Annotated in this window: 20 protein-coding genes; 7 read left to right on the top strand and 13 right to left on the bottom strand. The window is 35.8% G+C overall.

The window, feature by feature from the left end; genetic code table 11:
* The first annotated feature begins 173 nt into the window (after window positions 1-173).
* Entirely contained in the window at window positions 174-2,228 is a 2,055-nt protein-coding gene (locus RNZ47_RS11010) for a response regulator (protein WP_311939906.1), read from the top strand.
* A 1-nt stretch (window position 2,229) separates the two neighbouring features.
* Here RNZ47_RS11010 and RNZ47_RS11005 read toward each other — a convergent pair whose 3' ends face one another.
* From RNZ47_RS11005 to yiaA, 7 genes are all read right to left on the bottom strand, one after another.
* On the bottom strand, window positions 2,230-2,940 hold the full coding sequence (locus tag RNZ47_RS11005) for an alpha/beta hydrolase (RefSeq protein WP_311939904.1): 711 nt from the start codon (window positions 2,938-2,940) through the stop codon (window positions 2,230-2,232).
* Between the two features lie 70 nt (window positions 2,941-3,010).
* Window positions 3,011-3,889, bottom strand: a complete 879-nt coding sequence (locus tag RNZ47_RS11000; RefSeq protein WP_311939902.1) for an alpha/beta hydrolase — start codon at window positions 3,887-3,889, stop codon at window positions 3,011-3,013.
* Between the two features lie 51 nt (window positions 3,890-3,940).
* Window positions 3,941-4,513: a GDYXXLXY domain-containing protein gene (locus tag RNZ47_RS10995; RefSeq protein WP_311939900.1), complete on the bottom strand. Its 573-nt coding sequence runs from the start codon at window positions 4,511-4,513 to the stop codon at window positions 3,941-3,943.
* Between the two features lie 4 nt (window positions 4,514-4,517).
* Window positions 4,518-5,144 carry a DUF2459 domain-containing protein gene (locus RNZ47_RS10990; protein WP_311939898.1) on the bottom strand — a complete coding sequence of 209 codons (627 nt, stop codon included), beginning with the start codon at window positions 5,142-5,144 and terminating at the stop codon, window positions 4,518-4,520.
* Between the two features lie 20 nt (window positions 5,145-5,164).
* Complete coding sequence (locus tag RNZ47_RS10985; RefSeq protein ID WP_311939896.1) at window positions 5,165-6,445, bottom strand: DUF2157 domain-containing protein; 1,281 nt, start codon at window positions 6,443-6,445, stop codon at window positions 5,165-5,167.
* Window positions 6,446-6,455: 10 nt separating this feature from the next.
* Window positions 6,456-6,767 carry a hypothetical protein gene (locus RNZ47_RS10980; RefSeq protein WP_311939894.1) on the bottom strand — a complete coding sequence of 104 codons (312 nt, stop codon included), beginning with the start codon at window positions 6,765-6,767 and terminating at the stop codon, window positions 6,456-6,458.
* Window positions 6,768-6,875: 108 nt separating this feature from the next.
* Entirely contained in the window at window positions 6,876-7,358 is a 483-nt protein-coding gene (gene yiaA / locus RNZ47_RS10975) for an inner membrane protein YiaA (RefSeq protein ID WP_311939892.1), read from the bottom strand.
* 150 nt (window positions 7,359-7,508) lie between these two features.
* On the opposite strand from yiaA, the gene RNZ47_RS10970 reads away from it, so the two are divergent.
* From RNZ47_RS10970 to RNZ47_RS10960, 3 genes are all read left to right on the top strand, one after another.
* Window positions 7,509-9,017, top strand: coding sequence for a hypothetical protein (locus tag RNZ47_RS10970; RefSeq protein WP_311939890.1), 1,509 nt, complete (start codon window positions 7,509-7,511; stop codon window positions 9,015-9,017).
* 24 nt (window positions 9,018-9,041) lie between these two features.
* Window positions 9,042-10,259: a hypothetical protein gene (locus tag RNZ47_RS10965; protein WP_311939887.1), complete on the top strand. Its 1,218-nt coding sequence runs from the start codon at window positions 9,042-9,044 to the stop codon at window positions 10,257-10,259.
* Window positions 10,260-10,611: 352 nt separating this feature from the next.
* Complete coding sequence (locus RNZ47_RS10960) at window positions 10,612-11,073, top strand: DUF4890 domain-containing protein (RefSeq protein WP_311939885.1); 462 nt, start codon at window positions 10,612-10,614, stop codon at window positions 11,071-11,073.
* A 105-nt stretch (window positions 11,074-11,178) separates the two neighbouring features.
* Here the strand turns inward: RNZ47_RS10960 and hemL are convergent, their stop codons facing one another.
* The 4 genes from hemL to RNZ47_RS10940 are packed head-to-tail and all read right to left on the bottom strand — an operon-like array spanning window position 11,179 to window position 14,526.
* Entirely contained in the window at window positions 11,179-12,465 is a 1,287-nt protein-coding gene (gene hemL, locus RNZ47_RS10955; RefSeq protein ID WP_311939882.1) for a glutamate-1-semialdehyde 2,1-aminomutase, read from the bottom strand.
* Between the two features lie 8 nt (window positions 12,466-12,473).
* The gene (locus RNZ47_RS10950) at window positions 12,474-13,283 is read right to left on the bottom strand and encodes a glucosaminidase domain-containing protein (protein ID WP_311939880.1); all 810 of its coding nucleotides are present in this window, start codon (window positions 13,281-13,283) and stop codon (window positions 12,474-12,476) included.
* Between the two features lie 3 nt (window positions 13,284-13,286).
* Window positions 13,287-14,198 (bottom strand): 1-aminocyclopropane-1-carboxylate deaminase/D-cysteine desulfhydrase, encoded by a 912-nt coding sequence (locus RNZ47_RS10945; protein WP_311939878.1) that lies wholly within the window; start codon window positions 14,196-14,198, stop codon window positions 13,287-13,289.
* A complete protein-coding gene (locus RNZ47_RS10940) occupies window positions 14,188-14,526 on the bottom strand; it encodes a hypothetical protein (RefSeq protein ID WP_311939876.1) in 339 nt (112 codons plus the stop codon). Before RNZ47_RS10940 ends, RNZ47_RS10945 begins: the two co-directional genes overlap by 11 nt.
* Window positions 14,527-14,644: 118 nt before the next feature.
* On the opposite strand from RNZ47_RS10940, the gene RNZ47_RS10935 reads away from it, so the two are divergent.
* Window positions 14,645-14,812, top strand: coding sequence for a C1orf53 family protein (locus tag RNZ47_RS10935; RefSeq protein WP_311939875.1), 168 nt, complete (start codon window positions 14,645-14,647; stop codon window positions 14,810-14,812).
* A 157-nt stretch (window positions 14,813-14,969) separates the two neighbouring features.
* On the top strand, window positions 14,970-15,515 hold the full coding sequence (locus tag RNZ47_RS10930) for a DUF4136 domain-containing protein (RefSeq protein WP_311939874.1): 546 nt from the start codon (window positions 14,970-14,972) through the stop codon (window positions 15,513-15,515).
* A gap of 108 nt (window positions 15,516-15,623) precedes the next feature.
* On the opposite strand, the gene RNZ47_RS10925 is transcribed toward RNZ47_RS10930, so the two are convergent.
* Window positions 15,624-15,953, bottom strand: coding sequence for a thermonuclease family protein (locus RNZ47_RS10925; protein ID WP_311939871.1), 330 nt, complete (start codon window positions 15,951-15,953; stop codon window positions 15,624-15,626).
* A gap of 163 nt (window positions 15,954-16,116) precedes the next feature.
* On the opposite strand from RNZ47_RS10925, the gene RNZ47_RS10920 reads away from it, so the two are divergent.
* Window positions 16,117-17,904: an aromatic amino acid hydroxylase gene (locus RNZ47_RS10920; RefSeq protein WP_311939869.1), complete on the top strand. Its 1,788-nt coding sequence runs from the start codon at window positions 16,117-16,119 to the stop codon at window positions 17,902-17,904.
* 193 nt (window positions 17,905-18,097) lie between these two features.
* Here the strand turns inward: RNZ47_RS10920 and RNZ47_RS10915 are convergent, their stop codons facing one another.
* Entirely contained in the window at window positions 18,098-18,850 is a 753-nt protein-coding gene (locus RNZ47_RS10915) for an enoyl-CoA hydratase/isomerase family protein (protein WP_376717824.1), read from the bottom strand.
* Window positions 18,851-18,925: the final 75 nt, after the last annotated feature.

Here is an 18,925-nt window from a genome sequence, read left to right as displayed (position 1 = left end):
TATTGCCGGCTCCAACAGTTTATAAATCTAAAACTTTAATTGATAGTTTTAAATATTATTTATAGTTTTGCCCCCTTAAATTAACCGTTACAATCATTTTAAAAATTCTATTTTTACAATCATCAAAATTGGCTTAAAAACTGCTCTCACATTAGCCCCAAACTAATAAAGCAATGCTTAAAAACCTAAAAAACAGAAATGTTCTACTTACCATAGCATCATTTACACTAACAGCTTTAATGGTTTTTGCCGTATGGAATCGGGCTCAAAAAAATGATGACAAATTAGTTAAGGAAAATGTACTCCAAACCGGAAACCTTGTTTCTAAAGAATTCAAAAGCATTGTAAAAGCCGATATTGTTCATCTTGAAAATCTAAAAAACAGAATTGAATTCACAAACGGTGCTTATCTAGAGCACTGGGAAAAGGACGCCAACATGCTGATAGAGCAAAATCCATCCTATAAATTTCTGGAATGGATTGATAGCAGTATGGTAATAAGGAAAATCAATCCTTTAAAAGGCAATGAGAACGTGATTAATTTAGACATTTCAAAAGTTGAATACCGCAGAGATGAATGGATTAATCATAGTTTAGACGGCTCAATTAATATAACCCAATGGGCGAATTTAACACAAGGCGGCAATGCCTTTTTGGTTGATATTCCAGTTTATTTTCAAGACCGTTTTCAAGGTACAATTACTGCCGGAATGGACTTTAAAGAAAACTTTAATAAGTTGGCTGCCAATTTAGAAAACCGCTATACCATAAAATTTTGGGACGATAAAAGTACGCTTTTTTATGAACTAAACGCGCATAACCATTTTAAAACCAAAGATAACGTTACTTATAAAGACAGCATTTTAGTAGACGTTTTAGATAACCAAAAATGGCTTTTACATGTATCGGCAAATAAAGAACTGATTTTAGCACAAGGAAAATTCATTACCAATTTATCTCTTGTTGTTGGCTTGATATTTTGTGTTTTAATAAGCTTGCTCGTTTATTTTTATTTAAGAGCTAGGGAAAGTACAAAACTTGCACTCAACTCAAATTTTAAGCTTTCACAAACCAATAAAAAACTAATTAAATCACGGAAAACAGCGGAAAAAGCGTCACGAGCAAAATCGGAGTTTTTATCTAATATGAGCCATGAAATACGCACGCCGCTTCATGCTATTTTGGGTTTTATTGAGCTTTTAAAGGGCAGTAAATTAAACGAAACCGACAAGGAATATCTCGATTTAATGGGTAAGTCTTCTAACAATTTGTTAAGCATCGTGAATGATATTTTGGACTTCGAAAAAATTGAAGCCGGACAAATAGAGTTGGCAAAGGTATGTTTTAACCCTTCGGAAAAAATAAAAGAATTGTTGGAAGTAAATCAGTTTCTTTTCATTAAAAAGGAATTATATCTAAAAGGAAATTTCAATAACCCCCATAACATCAGCGTTATTGGCGACGAAAGCAAATTACTTCAAGCCGTAGGCAATATTATTAAAAATGGACTAAAGTTTACAAACTCCGGTGGCGTAACCCTAACATACAGCGAAACCATAGTTAATACAAACCAACTGAAAATAAACATTTCCATCAAAGATACCGGCATCGGCATACCAAAAAACAAAATAAATACCATTTTTGAACGATTTACCCAGGTTGAAAACAGCATAAAAAAACAGTTCGAAGGCAGTGGCCTTGGGTTGGCCATTAGCAAAATTTTTATTTCAATGATGGGTGGCGAAATATCTGTAAGCAGCATTCCAGATGTGGGGACCAATTTTGAATTTGATGTCACATTTCCTATCGCGCAAAAAGAAACCTACCAATTAACTTCGGCCGATTTAAAAAATGTAGCTTTTACAGATTTAAATGTTTTAATCGTTGACGATAATAATCTAAATATTATAGTGCTAAAAAAATTCCTTGAAGATTTGGGCATAAATTCAGATGCTGCAAAAAATGGAAAAATGGCTTTGGAAAAATTTAAAACAAAAACATACCAACTTATTTTCATGGACATTCACATGCCCGTAATGGATGGATGGGAAGCCACCAAGGAAATAAGAAAACTTAGTAAGGATGTTATCATTTTTGGATTATCGGCCAATGTTACCAAAGAAGCCATAGATAGAGCTTTGGAAAATGGCATGAATAACTACATATCCAAACCCTTTAAAAAAGAAAACATCTACAAGCTTTTACACTTTTATTTTAGCAACAATTAAACTAAGGAAGCACTTTGTTTATGGTCCGATGATAAGCCTCAAACTCAATTAAATTATTATGTTCACCACCGTCAATCGAAATAAAATTCAAATTTTCTTTATTCAATTTTAAAAGCTTTTCAGCTGAAGAAATGGGCACTACTACATCATCTGTTCCGTGCAATATGGTAATGGGGCAACTAACTTCCTCAAGGTATTGATGTGTAGGCAACTTGTATTTTAACAAGGTTTCAACGGGCAACACCGGGAATCTGGTTTTTGCCACATCGGTAATGCTGTAATACGGGGTTTCCAAAATAAGCTGATTGGGTTCGCTCTGCGATGCCAAATACGCTGCTATTCCCGTGCCTAAGGACCTACCGTAAAGTGTTATGTCTTTTTCCGCATAGCGTGCTTTTAAATAATCATAACAATACCGTGCATCGTTGTACAATGCTGGTTCGCTTAACTTTCCGGTGCTTTTTCCGTAGGTTCGGTAATCCATTATCAACACATCGTATTGCCTTTCAACAAAATATTCAGCAATCCATCCCCAACGCGATAAATCGCCTGCGTTTCCATGGAAATACAAAATAACACCTTTTGGGTTTTCAGTTTTAAAATGAATGGCGTTTATAACTACATCGTTATCCGTTTTTAAAAACAACTCTTCAAAAGGTTTCGAAAACTCAAACACGTAATCCTGTTCTAAAACGGTTGGAAAAAACAACATTTTTTCTTGTAAAAAATATAATAGAGAACCAACCATAATATAGATACTTAGTAGGATTAAAATTGCTTTTTTAAACTTTTGTTTTCGTGGGTTTCGAGCTGTGTTTAACATGAATGCTTGTGGTTGATAAATCGATGTCGAGTGGTTTTTGGTTAAGTATATTATGAATCATTTTATGGTACGATTCAAAAGTGTTTAAATTTTTATGACCGCCGCCAATTACCGAATGCAGCTTGGTTAATTTAGGGTTGACCTTTGATAATTTTATACTGGTTTTAAACGGAATCAACGTATCGTTTGTCCCATGGATTATGTGAATGGGACATTGCACATATTTTAACCATTTATAGGTTGGCAACGGGTATTTTATTAAAACACTCAAGGGCATAAATGGCGCATAGCGTGCCGTAACCTTGGTTAAACTGTAATATGGCGCGTCTAAAATGAGCATTTTAGGATTGTTCATTGAGGCTAATTTTGCTGCAAAACCCGAGCCCAACGAACGCCCATAAAGTATAATTCTATCTTCGGTTGTGCGCTCCTTTATTTTATTGTACACTTCCTGTAAATCGCGTTTAATGGCTTTTTGTGAGCGTCTGCCCGTACTCTTTCCGAAACCGCGATAATCGACCATTAAAACATTGTAATCATGCCGTGTAAAATCGACGGCGAATTTGCCCCAACCTTTTATACTTTTCGAGTTTCCTTTTAGGTACAAAACAATGCCTTTGGGTTTACCTTTGGGCTTAAAAAGAATCCCATTTATTACGGCACCATCGCGGGTTTCAAGATTGTGTTCTTCAAAATCCTGGTTTTCGTAATTAAACTGAAAATCTTTCGGAAGTTTTTCTGGTTTAAACAGCATATAATCCTGCAAATAGTACAAAGCGATACTTATTGCAATATAAATTACCAAGACAATTATAAGCGTATGTAACCAATATGGCATTTAAAAAATCCGTTTAAAACACGTTAGATTACTAATATACAATAAATCGGTCTATTGTTTATCGTCCTCTTTTTCAACATAATCTTTAATAGAAATATCGTTGATAACCACATCGTTTAACACCGCTTCGCCATTTTTAATATACACCAACGCATAGGTTGTATTTTGAATAGTATCGCGCTGATTGTTTCTTACGGCAACCTCGGCATCATAAGCTTTGGTTTCTTTCATGTAATACCTATTAAATGGCAGGTTGAAATTTAGTTTTTGTTCTCTTTTATTGTACCACCAGACGTCGCCCACAATAAAATCTCTATCTGAAATTAAAGGCGTTTTACTAACCGTGTCCACTTTTGCAAAACCCAAGCTATCGGTATCGAGATACACATAAACTTTATCTTGTCTATCCCAAAGCGAATCGGTTGTTATAAATGTATTTTGCTCGTAATTGAGGGTAATGTATTTGCCCCTATACGGGTCGCTGGGGTCGACAGGCTGTGTTTTAAATTTATAGGCAGTACCGGTTTTAATAATCGATTCTTGGTTAAAAATCATTTGTGCCGGAACGAATAATTGTGCCACTGCTACAACTACAAATAGTATGAAAATGTATATGGTTTTCATGTTTTTAGTTTTTATATTTATTGATAATTCCAAAATCAAACGGCGTCCAAAAACAACTTTTTAAACCACTTGTTTTAAGGGCCGAATTCGCCCAAGTATTACAGGTTTTTATAATTGAATAACTGCCCTTGGCTTTATAGAAATCGTCGTTAAAAGCATAGCCTTTATTTTCTAAAATGATTTTATTTCCATCTGTATCAAATTGAAAAGCGTTTAAAATATAGCTGTTAAGTTTAGATAATTGTTTTTCGTTCAAATTAACAATCGTCCATTTTGGGTTCTTCCCCGAATATCGCGTTACATGCATCAATGCGTTACCTTTTAAAAACATGGCACTAAAAGCCGTTTTAAAGGTCAAATCATTCCATGTTGGTGTATTCAAATAAAAATTTTCGTCGCCCCAACCAAAAGACAAGTATGTTTCAGATTTCATTTTAAGCCCTTTTTTTAAGGCATCGTCAACATCACTTACAGGAATTACAATATCCAAATGCACACCGTTTGTACTTAAATATATCGTCTTTTCTGTAATTAAACTAACGTTATTTTTATTCGCGGTAATTAAAGTTAACACCAATGAAATCAAAAGATACATTACAGGAATTGCCAAAACCCATAAAATAAATTTCAATATTTTTTTCAATAACCTCATCATTTAATTTGCTTCGATTTCTGTCTTTTAAGCATCAAATAATTGGTTAAAAAGAAACCAACGCCAACGCTTACAAATAGCAAGCCGCGAATAACAAAACTCATGTTCGTATCGAAAAAACGACATACAATAAGCGCTGTGATGATTAGTAAGCCGTAATTTAAAATACCAAAATGAAGTTTATCGGCGCCAATTTTTATGGCGATAATTCCTAAAGCTAGAATGAGCAGGTTGATTAATAGTATTGAAATGAAATTACCGGACATTCCCATAAAAAAGATGACCGTAAACATGATAAATACATATTGAAATAGATTGAAATTTTGAATCCATTTTTTTGAATATGAATAGATTAAAACGCCCAAGGTTATCAAGAAAAGGACAACGGACACATAAAACCCTTGAGTGCCCAATTCCATATCGTGCCTTAAAATATCCTGCCATAACCACTCAAAACTGGTTAATAATAACATGTATATGGTGCCCAAGGAACCTAAAATCAGATAGCCGTTTGGTCTTAATTTTTGATTATCGAAATATGGCAATTTCCCGATATTATACAGCAATCCGAATAAAATAACATACATTAAAAACCCGAATTCTCCGCTTCCATCAACAAAAGCTCCCAATACAATAACAGCACTTAATGGTAAAAGCCAATTAAAAATGGAGGTGATATTGTGCGTTTTCTTTTCATTAAGTAGTTTATAATAATGTGGAATGACTACAGCGACTAATATTAAGAAAATCCATGGCGTTTGGTTACCATCAAAATACCCAAAAGCACAGGCGTAATTGGTTGCGAAAACTATATGCAAAACAGCTAAGGCATGAGATTTTAACAGATAAATTAGGGGAGCGCAAAGTAGAATCCAAGTTAGCATATAACTGCTAAAATTCCCCGGAATGTTGTAAATCTGGCTTACCAATGCCATACTAGCCCCAACCGCAAAAAACAAGAATACGCCCGAAGCCTCTTTCCATGTGGCACTTTTCTTTTTTAAAATGGAATAGCCCACAAAAAACTGTCCGATAAGCAATGGCGCAAAGGCAAACATGGTTTTTATGCCTCTGGAAAAATGATCCCAATTATGCGCCAAAATTAAAATAATTCCGAGACCAACCAATGTGGAGCCCAATACCGCAAACACCGTAAATAACCGGTTTGGTGTATCGCCCTTTTTGGATTTATAATAGGTTTCGATGTTGGTAGCCACTTCGGTTGAAATAACCCGGGCTTCAACAAGTTCGTTTATATCGTTTTGGATTTTTGAATTCATAATTATTCATTTAAAAAACTGATGGTAATTTAGCTATAATGAAACTTCCAAAAGTTAATATCGTGGTTATTAAAGATACAATTGATGCACAAAACACATACGATTTCACTTTGAATTTTATTCTGATTAATCGTCTTAAAGATAAAAACAAAAGTATGGGCTGAGCTAAAATACTTGGAATTGTAAGCAATTCTTGAAAAACACCTATTAACACAAAGTTTAATTTAAAAACCGTTGAGTTAAGATAAATAAAAAGTAAAAATGCTGAAGTAATTACACTAGCGCAAAAGATTACTTTATCGATATTATATTTTTTTTTCATGGTAAACTGTTTTAAAACCCCGCAGCCATAAACCACGGGGTTTTGGGTTAACTAACCAACCATCAAAACAAGCCTTTGTGTTTTTGTTTTGATTTTTTGTTTCAACGTCTATTTTTCCTCAAGGCAACCTCTATCAATATACTGCACATCCCGGGTGTTTTTTTGCACCGCAATGGCAGCAAATAAACTCAACAGGAAAGACATGCCATAAAAGCCTTTTTCGCTTAAAAGCAAATCGGCATTCCAAAGTCCGATAACCAACAACACGATGGAAGTTACCGTTGTAAACCAACTGATGCTGTAATAAATATCGGTTACGGGAATGTCCTCTAATTTATCGCGCACCGCTTTTTGAACTGAAATTACCGAGAACAGCCCAAACAACAATATAGTAAAATAATAGCCCTTTTCGTTTAATTGCATTCCGGCATTCCAAAGGCCAATGCAATACGAGGTCATTCCTATTAACAATGCTGTCCAAGAGGCACCAATAAATGCCGCTGTTGGTTTCTGGTCGTAAATTTTAATCTCTTTTTTAGTGTCTGATTTTTTAGATTTCTCATCCAAAGACAACGTTGTTTCATAATTCATAATTATTGTTTTAATGATTACCGTACAAAACTGCGAAACATTATGATGGTATGAAACACTACTTTTGAATAAAACTGATGATATATTTTTTACAATTAATTACAAAAGAACTATATTTATTGATATCTAAAATATTTTAATGACGATTAAATGAATGATTTAAACACCATTATCTCTACCTTTTCCAATGAAGACCAACAGCGTTTTGTAAGCTATTTAGAAAAAAAGAACAAACGCAACGATACTAAAAACGTTCAGTTATTTAAGTATTTGGTAAATGACGATTTAAACTCGGAAGACTTGTGTTTTAAACTCTATGGCAACCATAAAAAAGGGGCGTATCACGCTTTGAGAAAACGTTTGTATCAATCCATCATCGATTTTATTGCCAATGCGAGCTTGCAAGATGAAAAAGCGGTGGACATGCAAATTATTAAATACATATTGGCGTCGCGTACCTGTTTACATCACAAACAATACAAAGTGGCTTATAAAATTTTAGACAAAGCCGAAATATTGGCCACCGAGCATCATTTGTTTCCGTTGTTAAACGAAATTTACCATACCAAAATCCAATATGCTTATGCGTATCCCTCGGTAGATATGAATCAGCTTATTTCAAAATTCAAAAGCAATCAAAAAAACCATCAACTCGAAGACCAACTCAATATCGTTTATGCAAAAATCCGACAAACGCTTCATAACATGACTTTTAAAGGCGATGTGGTGGATTTTGAAACCATTTTAAACAATACATTAAAGGAGCACCGCATTAGTTTAACCGATTCCATGTCGTTTAAATCGTTGTATCAATTGGTCGCCATTAACAGTTATTCGGCATTTGTTACCAACGATTATTTAAAAATAGAACCTTTTTTAATCAACACATATCAATCTATAATTGCGCATAAAGACCGTGAAAAACAGTTGTATTACCACATTCAAATTCTTTATTTTATAGCCAACACCTTGTTCCGAAATAAAAAATTCAACGCATCTATGCAGTATTTGGAATTGATGCACGAACACATGAATGAGAAACAAAAAAAGCACTACAACACCTTTAAACTTAAATACCATTTGCTTTTAAGCCTTAATTTAAACTATACCAACAAACCCGATGAAGCCGTAGATGTATTAACACAGTTGGCAACCATTAAACATGCAGACATTGAAACTTTATTGGATATGAGGTTAAGTTTAATTATGTTTTATTTTCAAAAAAACGAGTTGAAAAAAGCATACACACTTTTTTCTAAATTTTATCATACCGATAATTGGTACACTGAAAAAGCCGGAAAAGACTGGGTTATCAAAAAGCATTTGATTGAAATATTGCTTCATATTGAACTTAAAAACATTGATTTAGTTGAATCGCGGTTATTGAGTTTTAAAAGAAGCCACCGCAATTATTTGAAAGGAATTAACCAACAACGCGTACTAACTTATTTAAGTCTTGTTGAAGATTGCTATAAAAATCCGGAAAAGATAACTTCAAAAGCTTTTAAAGATAAAGTTGAAAAATCTTTTGAGTGGATTGACAACCAGCGCGAAGACATTTTTGTAATGAGTTTCTACGCTTGGTTAAAAAGCAAAATGGAAAACAAACCCTTATATAACACGACCTTAACCTTAATTGAAAATGTGAAACCGATTTAACAATAAACTTTCATACATGTATTGATGGCAAGATTATTCTATGTTTTAACGCTATTTTTCAGCATGTCTGGTTTATCGGCGCAGCAAAAAGATAGTTTATCACTTAAAAATGGTGTTGATAATCCCAATATTTTATCGACACATCATTTTGGAATATTCAGTTCGCGCATTCATCAAAACTTCAAAATAGCTCCGCCAAAAACCACAACCATTCGCGTAAATGCCTCAAGTGGCAACAATTTCCATCCTTTTGTTGAAGCTTACTTGCCCAAAAATCCCGAAGTCCGAAGAAGACTCAGTCAAGTTATTTGGCACGACCGGAGTTTTAATTTTATCGATCAGCAAACAACTCCGGCCGATTATATGAATATTGTTATTGATGCCGTTATTAAAGAATTTAGACTTGGCATTAATATCCCTTTAGCCAAACACCACGAGCTAGGAATTTCATTGCGGTCTTATTTAATTACCAAAGGCAAACCGTTTTTTTCTTTTTTTACCAGCGATGAAACTATTGAGTGGTTTCACAGCCATATTTCTGGTGGCGAAGACCCTTACGGAAGACGTTATTACGGATTAAATCAAGTGAATTTTAAATACACCGATAGAAACGGAAGGACGCTAGAGTTACACGATAATGACTTCTTTTTGGCCGGTATTGAGTTTAGCCACTACTTTTATCCATCATTAAAAATAAACAGCACCAAAAACATTTTTATAAGCCTAGGGCATCATTTAGGGATTAATACGTCGCAATTCAATCCGTCCATAGATGTCGGTGTATCGGCAAGTGCCATTAAAAAAGTGACGCTTAAAAGTAACAATGAATTTAATGTGGGCGTTGGAATGAATTTGCTTCGTAAAAATATTATTAATTTTGACGACGTTATGGATTTGGGAAACAACAAATTTCTGGCAACCATTGAATCCCACATCGAATTTACAAAATATACTGAAAAAGGAAATTACCACGCTTTTGGCATAAATTATCAAATCCAATCCCGATATAACAAGCAAAAAGAAGCCGATTATTACAAGCTTTTAGGCAAATGGGAAGAGATAAACGGGGGTTGGCAGCATGGTATTTCTACACTATACAGAGCACAATCCAATTGGTCGTTTATTTATGTTTACGGCCGCCCAACCTTTAAATTATCATTGTTTTTTAAAGAAGACTTTTTAGTAAATAATGCTCCCGATTTACAAACAGGCATTAGCTTAAGCATTCCTGTTTTTAAATAATATATTCTTTTTTATTTGGGCGTTCCACTGCGGGTCGGGCTTTCCGCTATATCTTTTTTTGTGTCATTGCGAGGAGCGAGTTAGCCTGTGCTGAGCGTAGTCGAAGTATGGCAATCTGTTAAATTCCAGTTTACAGCAAAATACGTCTTGTTTCCCTCAAAAAAAGGATGAGTTTATCCTGAGCTTGTCGAAGGACAACAATCCCTAACGCGGGGCCTATACGCCAAAACCTTTGCTCAAGCCAAGTAATCAACAACCAAAATATGTTAACATCACGTTAATTAAAAGAAGCCTATTAAACCTTTTTGTTTTGTTTTAGTCCTAACTACAAATAACTCAAAACATAATAAAAATGAAAAAAATAGCAATAATCGCCGTCGCTTTATTAGCATTGCAAGCCACAGCGCAAGAACAAAAAAGAGAGCACGCCAACAAAGAAAGAGGCGATAAAATGATAATGCTTTCTCCCGAAGAAATAGCGACACTGCAAACCAAAAAAATGACCTTGCATTTAGATTTAAACGAATCGCAGCAAGCCAAAATCCAGAAAATTAATTTGGAGAACGCTACAAAAAGAAAAGCGATGATGGAAGCGCGTAAAGCAAAAAAGGAAAGTGGTAATGCCGAAAAGCCAACAAAAGAGGAGCGTTATGCGATGATGAATGCAAAATTGGACCATCAAATAGCGATGAAAGCAAAAATGAAAGACATTTTAAATAACGAGCAATACGCTAAATGGGAAAAAGGGCAAGCAAAAAAAATGCACAAAAACAAATACCGTAAAAAAGGACACGGCAAGAAAAAACAACAATAACTTTTTTGGTTGGTTAGTTGATTATAGTTTGGTTGATGAAAAACGCATTTCTGAATTCAGAAATGCGTTTTGTTTTTTTGAACACCAATTAAATCTCGATTTGAATTACAGTGTTTCCGCAACCGTATTAACCGCAGCAATAGTAAAATCCAAATCCTCATAAGTTAAAGCATCGGTAATAAACCAGGTTTCAAAAGCACTTGGCGCAATGTAAACCCCTTCGTTAAGCAAACCGTGGAAAAACTTTTTAAAGGTATCGTTATTGCCTTTCGCAGCAGTTTCAAAATCTACAACCTCACCCTCATCAAAGTGTACCGAAATCATCGAACCCACTCTATTTATGGTATGCACAATGTTATTTTCATTTAAAACTTTGGCTATGCCTTCGTGCAAATACGCTGTTTTTTCAGCTAAACGGTTAAAAATTTCAGCGTCATTATCCAATTCATTTAACATCGCTAATCCTGCAGCCATAGCCAACGGGTTACCACTTAAAGTCCCCGCTTGATACACGGGACCCAATGGTGCCAAATGATTCATAATCTCGTTTCGTGCCGCAAAAGCACCAACGGGTAATCCGCCACCAATTACTTTTCCGAAGCAAACAATATCGGCATTGATATTAAACAGTTCTTGGGCGCCACCTTTTGCCAATCGGAAACCCGTCATCACTTCATCAAAAATCAAAAGGATATTATGAGCATCGCATACATCACGCAACGCTTGTAAAAAACCTTCTTTTGGTGGAATACAGCCCATATTACCTGCAACGGGCTCAATAATAATACAGGCTATTTCGTTGTTGTTGGCTTCAATTAATTCAGTTACATTTTCAATATCGTTATAACGAGCCAACAACGTGTCTTTTGCTGTGCCTTGTGTTACTCCCGGACTATTTGGCGACCCAAAAGTTACCGCACCACTACCCGCTTGGATTAAAAACGAATCGGAATGCCCATGGTAGCAGCCCGCAAATTTTATGATTTTATCTTTTCCCGTATAACCTCGTGCCAAACGCACCGCACTCATACAGGCTTCGGTACCCGAATTTACAAACCTGATTTTATCGATATTTGGCACCATGGAAACCGCTAATTGGGCGATTTTGGTTTCAATTTCGGTTGGCATGCCAAACGAGGTTCCTTTTTTGGCTTTATCAATTACCGCATTTACAACCGGTTTGTGGGCGTGACCTAAAATCATGGGACCCCACGAATTTATATAATCGATTAACTTGTTGCCGTCTTCGTCGTACAAATACGCGCCTTTGGCTTCTTTTACAAAAATGGGTGTTCCTCCAACGGCTTTAAAAGCACGTACGGGCGAATTTACACCTCCAGGGATAACGGTTTCAGCTTGCGCAAACAAAGCGCTACTACGTTTGTAATTCATGTGTTTTATTAATTTTTTGATGATGGTTTAACAATCAATGCCTGTCCAATACTGATGGTGTTATCGTTTAAACCATTTATATTTTGAAGTTCTTTTACACTAATATTATACTTTCTTGAGATTGAATACAGGGTATCGCCTTTAGTTACGGTATAGGTTACAACATCGCTCAATATGGGTTCTTCGTGTTTTACATAGGCATCACCCAACACTTCTTTATCGTATTCGTACAACTTGTAACGCTCAATTAAACTGATTAATTTCTGTGGATATTTTTTATCGGTAGCGTAACCCGCAGCTCTTAAGCCTTTGGCCCAACCTTTGTAATCTTCTTTTTTAAGATTGAAGAGTTTTGCGTAGCGTTTACGCTCGGTTAAAAACAGCGAATGGTCTCTAAACGAGTATTTGGCGTCTTTATATTTTCGGAAACATTCTTGTTCTTTATCGTCATCGTGATAGATCTTTTTCCCGGTCCATTCATGGCATTTTATTCCAAAATGATTGTTGGCTTCCACCGAAAGTCGCCCGTAACCAGAACCCGATTCCAAAATGCCCTGGGCCAAGGTAATACTTGCCGGAATATGGTACAATTGCATCTCGGTTTGCGCAATGGCCTTATAAGTATCAATATATTTTTCAACCTTACTGGTGTAAACCTTTGGCGGTGTAACCGTAACTCTACCTTCGGTTTCGGTGGTTTCAACTTTAGTTTCAACCTGCTCAGTTTTGTTTTTTTCTTTTTTGGTTACAATCGCTTTTTTAGAACGACAGCTAAAAACCACAGTTACTAAACAACATATTAATACTATCCGCTTCATTTTTTATTCAATAATTTGTAAATTCTTCTTTTTTAAAATCGCATTTATTCCAGCAATGCCCTGCAAACCCCCTGTGTGGATGGCTAATATTTTTGACCCTTTTGGAAAATACCCTTTTTCGATTAAATCGTAAATTCCAAACATCATTTTCCCTGTATAAACAGGGTCTAAGGGTATTTGATAATCTTTTTTAAAATCATTAATAAAACTGATTAACGCCTCATTTATTTTAGCATAGCCTCCAAAATGATAATCGGTTACGAGTTTCCAATTGGTTTTGGTTACAAATTTACTAATATCTTCTTTTAAAAAATCACCTTTTAAAGCCGAAAAACCCAAAACTTGCTGATTGGCTGCCGAACTATTTATAAGCCCTGAAATCGTGCCCCCCGTTCCAACCGATGTGCATATAAAATCGAAATTTGCGTCATCTTTAGTTAATATTTCTTCGCAACCTTTAATGGCCAAAGGATTGGTGCCACCTTCCGGAATTAAATAAAACGCCGAAAATTCTTTTTTTAAATTATCGATAAACGCTTGAGAGGTTTTATTGCGATAATCTTCACGCGATACAAACTTAAACCGCATGCCGCATTGTTTTGCAAAACTTAGGGTTGGGTTGTTTTCGATGTTATTAAACAACTCATCGCCTCTAATAACGCCTATAGTTTTAAAGCCTTGATTTTGTCCAGCTGCGGCGACCGCGGCAATATGATTTGAATACGCGCCACCAAAAGTGAGCAGTGTTTTAAGGCCTCTGTTTTTGGCTTCAATAAAATTGTATTTTAGCTTTCTGTATTTATTGCCCGAAACGAAAGGATGTATGCTGTCCTCGCGTTTTACAAACAACGCAACACCTTTGTTTTGTGGTAAAATCACGGGTTGATTGACACTATGTTCAAGCTTAAAAATCATTGACGCGAAGATACTTTAAAAATCCCCAAAACGGACGTTGTTTTAGGTAATCTAAATCCAATTCGTTGGTGTAAGCTTCGCGTTCAAAAGAAATATTACGGTAAGCAACATTCCAATTTTTATATTGAATTAATCGAAACAAAAATTCCAATCCATAAACCAAATAAAACGGAATCAAAAGCATTTCCAATTGCTGTTTTAAATGAATTTTCTCGTGGTTAATTAAAACATAATCCGTTTTAAACCGAATCGATTTTAAAAATACAAAAGGAAAAATGGTTAATCCCGTGTATCCTTTTGGCACTAAGTATTTCGAAATAAAAATCATAAACAACTACACTCAAAAATCAATCCAATTTCCACTTTCGTGAACATGACCAATAAATAAAAACCTTGATTGAATATTCAAGGAATGGTTTTCCAATATATGCTATATTTGCCATATAATGAAGAAAATCATCCCCATTGAAGAAGGCGATTACTACTTAACGCCAGAAGGCTACCGCTGTTTTACCGAGCAATACCATTTAAAACGTGGCTATTGTTGCGAAAGCGGTTGCAGACATTGCCCATACGGTTACAATCCATCAACTGAGCACAGAACAGGGAAATAAAAAAACGCCATTAAAAAACAGAAAAAAAACAATGGACATAACAGTTTTGTTTTAATTTCCTTGGTACGATTATTGATGTTAATATTACCTAAAAATCAAAATTTGTAAATGAATTTTTGTATTTTAGAAATAAAAAAGAAAACTAAATATTAAGGCTATGAAAAAACTTTTTAAAACATTACCACTTTTAGCATTGTTACTTTTAGTATCCTCTTGCAGCTCGGTGAGAGTGGCAACCGATTACGATAAAAATGCAAACTTTAACGCTTACAAAACCTTTGCTTTTTACAAAACCGGTATCGATAAGGCTGAAATTAGCGATTTAGACAAGCGCCGAATCCTTCGTGCTATTGAAACCGAACTTTTGGCAAAAGGCTTTACTAAATCTGAAAACCCAGATTTATTGGTGAGTCTGTTTACAAAATCCCGCGAAAAAATAAACATTTACAATAACGGTTTTGGCCCTTACGGCTACGGTTGGGGATGGCATCCTTGGTATTGGAATACTTATAATACCAGTTCGGTTTCGCGTTCAACAGAAGGTGTTTTATATGTAGATTTAATTGATGCCAATAAAAAAGAATTGGTATGGCAAGGTATGGGAACCGGCTATTTATCGCAAAACATGGAGAAAAAAGACGACCGTATAAAAGAGTTTGTTGCTAAAATTCTGGAAAAATATCCTCCGGGAATGCAACAATAAACTACTTCGGAGCAAATGCACGAGGTATTAATCCCGATAACTATCAGGACAAAAAAAATAAAATTCCAAATTCCAATAAAAAGCAACTTTAACGGGTTGCTTTTTTATTTACGGCAAATAAGGTTTTGCATGTCCGTTATCAACCAACCATTGGTTAACTTCCAGCCCGTCTTCCAAAACAATATTAGCCAAATAGCGCCCGTATTTACCCTGTTTATCTTTGTAGGTACGGATGGTAACTTCTTTATCAAGAATCATCTCACGTACAATATCCCGCACCTTTTTACCTTCAATTTTTTCCGGCCCTCTCATTTCGGGAGTATCTATGCCATAAAGCCGTAATTTCATTTCTTGAGAATGAAGAAACCCCAAATCCACCACGGCCGTTACGGTATCGCCATCGTAAACATCAATTATTTTCGCTCTGTATGTATACATATTTTCTTATTTTATTGAAAGATACAAATTCATTTTAATAACGGTTCATCCTAAAACCCATTTTAAACCATTAAAACTATAAGAATCCTTAAATTTAATAACCAAGAAGCGTCCCATTTATTAAGAGTTCGTATTTTTACATAAAGTTACCTAATTCGAAACCATGTCCAATTCATATACATCAAATCCTATTTTAAATCGTTTGCCGGAGCATTTAAAACAGTTTATAAAACCGCAAAACTACGATGATTATTCGGCTATCAATCAAGCGGTTTGGCGTTATGTGATGCGAAAGAATGTCGATTTTTTAACTCAAGTGGCGCACAAATCGTATTTAGACGGTTTAAAACAAACGGGGATTTCTATTGATAGCATCCCCAATATGTACGGGATGAACCGCATTTTAAAAGATATTGGTTGGGCAGCCGTAGCGGTTGATGGCTTTATCCCACCCAATGCCTTTATGGAATTTCAAGCCTACAACGTGCTGGTTATTGCCAGTGATATTAGGCAATTGGAACATATTGAATACACACCGGCTCCCGATATTATTCACGAGGGAGCAGGACACGCTCCCATTATCGCCAACCCAGAATATGCCGAATATTTACGACGCTTTGGAGAGATTGGTTGTAAAGCCATTTCGTCGGCAAAGGATTATGAATTGTACGAAGCCGTAAGACATCTTTCTATCATCAAAGAAGCACCAAATTCTAAAGAATCCGATATCGCTTCCGCGGAAAAAAAAGTAGAAGATTTACAAAAAAACATGGGTGAACCCAGTGAAATGGCTCTGATACGAAACCTGCATTGGTGGACGGTTGAATATGGTTTAATCGGCACCTTGGAAAACCCAAAAATTTACGGTGCAGGCTTGTTATCGTCTATTGGCGAAAGCGCGTGGTGCATGACTGATGAAGTCAAAAAACTACCCTATAATATTGATGCCACCTTTAAGGATTTCGACATTACAAAACCGCAACCCCAACTTTTTGTTACACCGGATTTTGCGCATTTAAGTTTAATTTTAGAAGAATTCGCCAACACAATGTCGCTGCGTAAAGGCGGGCTTTCTGGGGTTAATAAACTCATTCATTCCCAAGCACTGGGTACCATCGAATTGAGCACGGGCATACAAATTTCTGGCGTGTTTAGTAATGTTATTGCTCACGATGGCAAGCCCATTTACATACAAACCACGGGCAAAACCGCTTTGGCTTACAGGGAAAAAGAGTTGGTTGGCCATGGTACGGAAACACATTTAAAAGGCTTTGGATCACCCATTGGGAAACTGAAAGGCATTAATCTCGCTATTGAAGATATGAGTCCGCGCGATTTAAGCGCTTACAATATTTATGAAGAACAGCTTGTTACGCTGGAATTTGAAGGCGGCATTAAAGTTTCTGGTGAAATTATTACCGGAAAACGAAACCTTCAAGGCAAAATCATATTGATTAGTTTAAATAACTGCACGGTTACACATAACGACACGATTTTGTTTAAACCGGAATGGGGCATTTACGATATGGCTGTTGGCAAAGACATTGTTTCGGCATTTTCGGGACCAGCGGATAATAACAGTTTCGATTTAATTACCCATGTGCCTTCTTCACAAACCATTCGTGTAAAAAAGTCTAAAGAATTACTCAATCTCGAAGCACTTTATCACCAAGTGAGAGATTACCGAAATGGCACAAACAAAACCATTTCCAGAACCAAGGTTTTGGAGGAACTTATTGAAAACCATCCAAACGATTGGTTATTGCCTGTTGAACTTTACGAACTTGCTTTTATAGGAAATGAAAGTAAATTGTGCAAAAGCATTATAAATCATTTAGAAACCATTAAACAAAACAAGCCCGAAATCGGGCATTTGATTGATGACGGGTTGGGGATTGTTGAAAACCTAGGTCATTATGAGGAGGAAGGGCGTAACAATATCTTAGATTAAAAATACGATTTCAACAAAACAATTTATTGGACAAACAGATTCCCACGTCGCACTTTTTGGTGCTCCTCGGAATGACGAAAAGATAAACTTTTATCGTCACCCTGAATTTATTTCAGGGTCGCATAATTAAAAAATATCCTAAAAACTTAATGTGATCCTGAAACAAGTTCAGAATGACACAACAATGCTCAACTTACTTAAACCGTTTCAAAGTTTCTTTAGTAAAGGCGCTTAACACCAGTGTTCCGCTCATTTTGGCACGTTCTTCCAAAAGGTTGTCCCAATGCGATGTGTCTTTCCAAAACACGTCTTTCATTGCTTTTAAAGCTTCGGGGTTATAGCCTACCAATTTTTCGGCCAAGGTTTTTACAGCTTCGTCTAAAGTTTCAACACTATCAAAAACATCGGCGTACAAGCCTTTTTCTTTTGCAAATTCTGCAGTATAAAATTGCTCTGCATTAATCGTCATTTGAGACATAGCTGTCTGCCCCATTTTTCGAGACACCGCTGGTTCGATAACAAAAGGCCCAATGCCAATGCTCAATTCGCTGAGTTTTATGGCGGCATATTGGGTTGCCAAACAATAATCGGTTGCTGCCGCCAAACCAACGCCGCCGCCAACTGCTTTACCTTGCACACGACCAATAATTAACTTTGGGCATTTTCGCATAGCGTTAATAACATTGGCAAAACCTAAAAAAAACTGCTTTCCGGATTTGGCATCATCAATGGCAATTAGCTCTTTAAAACTGGCACCGGCACAAAAAGTTCGGTCGCCACCACTTTTTAAAACAATAACTTTAACGGCATCGTTGTTACCAGCTTTAACAATAGTGTTTTGCAGTTTTTTAAGATTATCGCTAGGCATGGCATTGTGTTCTGGATGGAAAAACTCAATCACTCCAATTTGGCCTTCTACAGTTAAAGTAACGTATGGTTGCATTATTAAATTCTTTTGGCTGAATATATAAAATTATTGGTAACACATGTTACATTCTTCTTTAAAATTAATTGGATATTT

It is taken from the genome of Hwangdonia seohaensis, from assembly GCF_031932625.1.
Classification (GTDB): Bacteria; Bacteroidota; Bacteroidia; order Flavobacteriales; family Flavobacteriaceae; genus Hwangdonia; species Hwangdonia seohaensis.
Note: the sequence above shows the minus strand (reverse complement) of the source record. Positions and strands in the feature narration are given on the sequence as shown.